The following is a 6,021-nucleotide window of genomic DNA, read 5'->3' on the forward strand; positions in this document are numbered from 1 at the left end:
CGCCCGCCTCGTGCGCGAGATGAGGCGTGGCGGTGTCCGCATCGCCATCGATGACTTCGGCACCGGACATTCGACCGAAGCGCGCATCGGCCTGCTGTCGCCCGACATCGTCAAGATCGACGGCGGCTGGTTCGCCGAGTTCTGCCGCCATGCCGCCGCCGAGCGGTTCTTCCGGCCGCTGGTTTCGACGCTGCACGACCGCGGCGCCAAGGTGCTGGTCGAGGGCATCGAGCATGCCACGCATCTGCGCGTCGCGCTCGATGGCGGCGTCGACCTCCTGCAAGGATATCACCTCGCCCGCCCGGCGCTCGCCGGCACCATCTTCAACGAAGAGCCGCTGGCGATCGATGCGCTGCTCGGCATGGACAACAAGGTAGTGCCTTTGCATCAGCGCCGCTGATGCTTTCACTCAAAAACAAATCACTGGATGAACTCCGCACAGGCGAGTTAGAGGCTGCCAATCGTTCGTCGCGCGCGGAGAGGGGCCATGATCCTTTATGACATGATTGACAGCGGCAATTGCTACAAGCCGCGTCTGTTGATGGCAAAGCTCGGCATTCCCTTCACCCGCATCGAAGTGAGCTCGCACACCGGCGAGACGCGCAAGGCCGACTATGTCGCCAAGAACCCCAACGCGATGGTGCCGCTGCTCGAGCTCGACGACGGCCGACGCATCGCTGAATCCAACGCCATTCTGCTCTATCTCGCCGAAGGCACGCGCTTCCTGCCGGCCGACAGATATGAGCGGGCGCTGGCGTATCAGTGGCTGTTCTTCGAGCAGTACAGCCACGAGCCCTATATCGCGGTGCGCAAGGCGCTGCTCACATTTCCCGAGAGGGCGAAGGATGCGACGCCGGAACGGTTGGCGCTGACCTTGGAGCGCGGCAACAAGGCGCTCGGCGTGATGAACAAGCATCTGGAGCAGAACGCCTTTTTTGCCGGCGCCAGCTACAGCGTCGCCGACATTGCGCTCTATGCCTACACTCACACCGCCGAGATGGGCGGTTTCCAGCTCGACGCCTATCCGGCCGTGGTGGAGTGGCTGAAGCGGGTCGAGACGGACAAGGGGCGCGTGCCGATCGAGTGGGTGGGGTAGTCTGTTTCTATGCCGCAGCATTTTGCAGCCGCCGAATGCTGGCTATTTGATGAGACGATCGTATTCGGCATGGGGTGCCGATCCAGATCCAGTCGAAGCATCAGCGCTTTCGAGGGCCAAGGCCCGATAAGTGTCGTCTATCCTCGCCGACCAAAGCTCTCCCACCTTTTGAAATGGAGGGATGGATGTCGCGGATTGGTCTCATCGAAGTGAAGTTCTTGTCGGCCGGTACGGCGAACGGCCTTTGGTCACGCAGTTTGCCGGCAGCAAAGTGGGACCACAAGCGCGGGCGGCGGCTTGCCAATTCAGGCAACAAAAAAGGCGGGACAATGCCCGCCTTCCTATGCCGGTAGCCTGATCGGAAGCGTTGGGGCCGGGCCGGCAGCTATCTGCTGTTCCAGCTTGTCGGGTCCTTTCGCTCCGGCGCGCTTATCGCACGACCGTCAGTACATCCGTGACTTGCCGCCCGCTCCAGGCTCTCGCCCGGTGCGCGTCGCTAACTAGGCGCATTGTGCAATGCCAGGCGATCACGCCCGGCTGCAAAATGCCAGCGCCAAATCAGGCTGCCTTGCTCAGAGACCCAGCAGCGGACTTGCCGGTGCGGCGGTCCTGCTCGATCTCGAAGCTGATCTTCTGGCCTTCAACGAGGGTGGTCATGCCAGCGCGCTCGACGGCGGAGATGTGGACGAAAACGTCCGCGCCGCCATTGTCGGGCTGGATGAAGCCGTAGCCCTTGGTGGCGTTGAACCACTTAACCGTACCAGTTGCCATGTAGAGTCCTTCACATTTGCTTCGTTTGACCGGACCAAAGCCCGGCCGGTGGTATCGAAATTTTGGAGATAGACGTCAGCAAACGCGAAGATCGCGGCCCGATCGATCGGCCAAATTCAATGCGCCGGATATAGTATGGTTCGCGAACGAAAACAAGATGGCGTTACCGGCATGTGCCGCGATAGCGTCCAACGGAGCCCACTGCGCTTGGAAGGTTTGCAGCCGGGGATGCGTTGTGGAGGGAAGATGCGCTTGCTGTTGCGGGAGAAGATCATGAGGACAATTCTGCTTGCCGCCTGCCTGATGTTGGTGGCCGCCGAGGCGCAGGCCGTCTCGCGCTACGACCCGACGCGCATGAGCTGCGACCGCGTGCGGGCGACGATCGCCAGGCAGGGCGCGGTCATCCTGCGCTATCAGTCGACGCGCGTGCCGGGACTGCCGCTTTATGACCGCTATGTGCGGGACGAGCGCTTCTGCAACATGGGCGAGGTGAGAGCGCGGGCCTATGTGCCGAGCGCCGATACTAAATCCTGCCCCGTCTATATCTGCAAACGGCCGGACTTCGACCGGCATTTCCGACGGCGGATCTTCCCACGCCATTAGAGTCCTTTCGGCAAGCTGTGTCAGAACGCGAATGATGCCTGAGCGGCCGGCGGCGGACCGACCCGCACGCCTTCCATGGCCAGCATCTTCTCCTTGGTGGCCGAGCCGCCAGTAGCCGAGAAGCCGCCGATCTTGCCCCCCGCGGCAAGGATGCGGTGGCAGGGAATGACCAGCGGCACCGGATTGGCGCCGAGGGCTGCACCGGTTTCGCGGGCAAGCCCGGCATGGCCGGCCCGCTTGGCCAGTTCGCCATAGGTGGTGGTCTCGCCGAAGCCGAGCTTGCGCGCAGCGTCATAGATGGCGAGGCGGAAATCGTCGACGCCGTCGAGATCGACCGGCACGCCGGAGAAATCGACATCCTCCCCGGCCGCATAGGCCTTGATCGAGGCGATCAGTTCGACCACCCATTGCGGCTGTTCGGTGGAGGTAGAGACGCCGGCATGGCGAAACAGGCGGCGCTCGACCGCTTCGCGGCTACGCTCGGGCAGGCAGAGCCGGATCAGGCCCTTTTCGCTCCAGGCGATGCCCATGAAGCCGATCACTGTTTCTAACACTGCGTGGCCGGCCGTGATCGGCAATGCGTTTTCCATGGGTGCGCTCCTTTCCGCAAACTGCGAAAAACGGGTACATCTCCAGTACAGATGGGGAACAATATCGCAGTTTGCTTCGAGTCTCGCCACCCGAAAGCTGCACACTGGCCCTGATTGCCCGGTTGGAATCGCTGGTGTAAGGACTTTTCAACAACGGACAATCGGACCTGCAGGGCTTGGCAGCGAAAATCATCTTCACCGCGATCGGCGTGCTCGTTGCCGCTGCCGGCCTCAGCGGCTGTACCTCGACCTCACAGATGAAACCCTCGCCGGCGCTTGCGGCGGCATCGACGCCGGCCGCCGAGGACGACACACCGACCATCGCGCTGCCCGAAACCGTTGCTGTGCTGCCGGAGCCTTCCGGCCTCGCTCAGGTGCAAACGGCGGCGCTGACCGGCGATGCCGTGGCCCTGGCGACGGCACCTGGGGCGACGGCGCCTGGCGCGACGACGGCTGGTGCGCCGTTGCCGCCGCCGGCGCAACCCGGCGCCGCCCTTCCGCCGCCGGCGCAACCTGCCGCGTTCGCCGGCTCGACACCCGTCGCCGGGCAGTTTCCGCCGCCGCCGGTGCTGCTGGCCGGCGCATCGCCGACCGGCCCCGGTGCGCTCAAGCAGGCCGCCGCCTACAAGAGCGCCGCTGTTGCCATGCCGGTCACCGGCCAATCAGCGAAGGTGGCTCCCATGCCGGGCGTGCAGCAGGTCGCCTATGTGATGCCGCAGAACCCGGCGCTGCTTGCCCAACCGGGCCAGCCCGAACAGCATGCCACAGGTCCGCGCGCCGAGATCGAGCGGCTGATCGAGAAATATTCGGCGATCTACGAAGTGCCGGTCGATCTGGTGCGCCATGTCGTCAACCGCGAGAGCACCTTCAATCCGAAGGCCTATAATCACGGTCATTGGGGACTGATGCAGATCAAGCACGCGACCGCACGCGGCATGGGCTATGACGGGCCGGCAGCCGGCCTGTTCGACGCCGAAACCAATCTCAAATACGCTGTCAAATACCTGCGCGGCGCCTGGCTGGTCTCGGGCGGTAATGCCAAGCGGGCCGACCAGCTCTATCAGACGGGCTATTATTACGACGCCAAGCGCAAGGGCCTGCTCGATCAAACGGGTCTCGGCGTCGACCGCCGCCGCCTGCAGCCAGGCGCCTGAGCGCCGGCAACGAGGCGCGTCCCATCGGTCTTTGGGGCAGTTGCATGCGTGACACTGACAGCCGCCGGCCGCCGACCCCAAACGATGTCCGCCTTCGCAAGCTTCTCGATGATGCGCTGACCGCGCCGCATTGGCCGGAAGGCTTCGTCATGCGCCCGTTCGAGCACAGGGATGCGCAGGCCCTGCACGCGCTGCTGGAAGAGGCATTCGACGACGGCGCCGAAGGTCCGCTCGACGAATGGTGGCCGCGCATCTCAGACGATGCCGAGTTCGATCCGGGCCTCTGTTGCCTCGTCATCGACGGCAAGGGGCTGCTGGCGGGCGCCGCGCTTTGCTGGGCGTCGGGCTTCGTCAAGGATCTGGCGGTTCATCCGGACTCGCGAAGGCACGGCATCGGCGAGGCGCTGATGCGGCACGTGTTCCTGACTTTCCGCGACAGGGGTGCAGCCCATGTCGACCTCAAGACCAACACGGTGAAGAACCCCGCCGCCTTCAGGCTTTACGAGCGGCTCGACATGCTCCCAGTGGCGTGGGAAGGGTAACGCTTCGCGGCATTTGCCTGCGGCGGCACAACCGAATGCGGGGCGCATTGTGAACCGCTTCACACAAGCTGACGTTAGGGCATGCTAATGCGTCGTGGTGCAGGGCGGCCGATCGGCGGATCGACGCTGGCAAGGCGTCGGAGGGGCTGTGCCGGCATGCGTCAGCCACTCCAAGGCGGGCTCCGGGGCGGCGGGTTTCGGAGCCCGCCCGCTTTGGGCGTGCGGCCAATCGCGAGATCTCCCTTAACCGAGTGACTCGGGTCAGTCCCCTCGCGGCCCGTCCCCGATGGCCATGTCGGGAACCCCGAAGCGTCGCTCCGCATTCAATGCGGGCGGAGGGTCATCATCAGCCGACGCGGCAAGGTCCGCGTGGACGGTTCCGAGGCGAGGCCCACCAGCATGAAATTTTACCGCGCATTCCTCGCACTTGCCGTCGGCGCGATGCTCGCGGTGGCGCCGGCTCGCGCGGTCGAGCTGTCGATCGTGTCGGGCGACACGGGCAACGGCATCAAGGTCTTGCGCGAGATACTCGACCGCTACCAGAAGCGGAGCGGCAACAAGGTCGACATCGTGGTGATACCGCCGTCGGGCACCGACCAGTTCGGTCAGTTCAGATTGTGGCTCGCGGCGGGAAACAGCGACATCGACGTCTACCAGACCGACGTGATCTGGGCGCCGCAGCTTGCCAGCCAACTCGTCGATCTCACTGCGGCGACCAGGGATATCGTGGCCGAGCACTTCCCGTCGATCATCCAGTCGCAGACCGTGAACGGAAAGCTGGTGGCGCTGCCGATCTTCACCGACGCGCCGGCACTCTATTACCGCAAGGATCTGCTCGACAAATATGGCGCCAAGGTGCCGACCACCTGGCAGGAACTGGCCGACACCGCCAAGCTCGTCATGGACAAGGAGCGCACCGCCGGCAACAAGGACCTGTGGGGTTTCGTCTTCCAGGGCAACGCCTATGAGGGGCTGACCTGCGACGCGCTCGAATGGGTGAGGTCGAATGGCGGCGGCCAGATCATCGAGCCCAACGGCACGGTCTCCATCAACAATCGACAAGCCGCGGCCGCGCTCGACATGGTCAAGGGCTGGATCGGCACCATTGCGCCGCCGGGCGTGCTCGCTTACCAGGAAGAGGAATCGCGCGGCGTCTGGCAGACCGGCAATGCCGTCTTCATGCGCAACTGGCCCTATGCCTATGCGCTCGGCAACAGCGAGACCTCACCGATCAAGGGCAAGTTCGCTGTGGCGCCGCTGCCGGC

General features: G+C 64.4%; 8 protein-coding genes. 6 read left to right on the forward strand and 2 right to left on the reverse strand.

Translation table 11 applies throughout. From position 1 onward, the window contains the following. Together EOA60_RS14975 and EOA60_RS14980 are read left to right on the forward strand one after the other, a co-directional pair. On the forward strand, positions 1–400 hold a 400-nt coding region (locus tag EOA60_RS14975), incomplete at its 5' end, for an EAL domain-containing protein (RefSeq protein ID WP_164899319.1). An 87-nt stretch (positions 401–487) separates the two neighbouring features. Next, entirely contained in the window at positions 488–1,096 is a 609-nt protein-coding gene (locus tag EOA60_RS14980; protein WP_095823233.1) for a glutathione S-transferase family protein, read from the forward strand. 558 nt (positions 1,097–1,654) lie between these two features. Here the strand turns inward: EOA60_RS14980 and EOA60_RS14985 are convergent. Then, positions 1,655–1,867: a cold-shock protein gene (locus EOA60_RS14985; protein WP_066994534.1), complete on the reverse strand. Its 213-nt coding sequence runs from the start codon at positions 1,865–1,867 to the stop codon at positions 1,655–1,657. A 273-nt stretch (positions 1,868–2,140) separates the two neighbouring features. On the opposite strand from EOA60_RS14985, the gene EOA60_RS14990 reads away from it, so the two are divergent. Next, positions 2,141–2,470 carry a hypothetical protein gene (locus tag EOA60_RS14990; protein WP_067327152.1) on the forward strand — a complete coding sequence of 110 codons (330 nt, stop codon included), beginning with the start codon at positions 2,141–2,143 and terminating at the stop codon, positions 2,468–2,470. Positions 2,471–2,490: 20 nt separating this feature from the next. Here EOA60_RS14990 and EOA60_RS14995 read toward each other — a convergent pair whose 3' ends face one another. Further along, the gene (locus EOA60_RS14995) at positions 2,491–3,060 is read right to left on the reverse strand and encodes a methylated-DNA--[protein]-cysteine S-methyltransferase (protein ID WP_066994936.1); all 570 of its coding nucleotides are present in this window, start codon (positions 3,058–3,060) and stop codon (positions 2,491–2,493) included. 176 nt (positions 3,061–3,236) lie between these two features. On the opposite strand from EOA60_RS14995, the gene EOA60_RS15000 reads away from it, so the two are divergent. From EOA60_RS15000 to EOA60_RS15010, 3 genes are all read left to right on the forward strand, one after another. Next, positions 3,237–4,214, forward strand: coding sequence for a lytic transglycosylase domain-containing protein (locus EOA60_RS15000; RefSeq protein WP_095823232.1), 978 nt, complete (start codon positions 3,237–3,239; stop codon positions 4,212–4,214). A gap of 44 nt (positions 4,215–4,258) precedes the next feature. Further along, positions 4,259–4,756 (forward strand): GNAT family N-acetyltransferase, encoded by a 498-nt coding sequence (locus EOA60_RS15005; protein WP_128311547.1) that lies wholly within the window; start codon positions 4,259–4,261, stop codon positions 4,754–4,756. Positions 4,757–5,155: 399 nt separating this feature from the next. After that, positions 5,156–6,021, forward strand: an 866-nt coding sequence (locus tag EOA60_RS15010; RefSeq protein WP_128311548.1) for an extracellular solute-binding protein, incomplete at its 3' end; no start/stop codon positions are given.

The sequence above is a fragment of the Mesorhizobium sp. M1A.F.Ca.IN.020.06.1.1 genome (assembly GCF_004023265.1).
Classification (GTDB): domain Bacteria; phylum Pseudomonadota; class Alphaproteobacteria; order Rhizobiales; family Rhizobiaceae; genus Mesorhizobium.

Excerpts from the sequence above, each read along its gene's own strand:
- EOA60_RS14980 (WP_095823233.1), top strand. The coding sequence starts at position 488 with ATGATCCTTTATGACATGATTGACAGCGGCAATTGCTACAAGCCGCGT.
- EOA60_RS14985 (WP_066994534.1), bottom strand. The coding sequence starts at position 1,867 with ATGGCAACTGGTACGGTTAAGTGGTTCAACGCCACCAAGGGCTACGGC.
- EOA60_RS14990 (WP_067327152.1), top strand. The coding sequence starts at position 2,141 with ATGAGGACAATTCTGCTTGCCGCCTGCCTGATGTTGGTGGCCGCCGAG.
- EOA60_RS14995 (WP_066994936.1), bottom strand. The coding sequence starts at position 3,060 with ATGGAAAACGCATTGCCGATCACGGCCGGCCACGCAGTGTTAGAAACA.
- EOA60_RS15005 (WP_128311547.1), top strand. The coding sequence starts at position 4,259 with ATGCGTGACACTGACAGCCGCCGGCCGCCGACCCCAAACGATGTCCGC.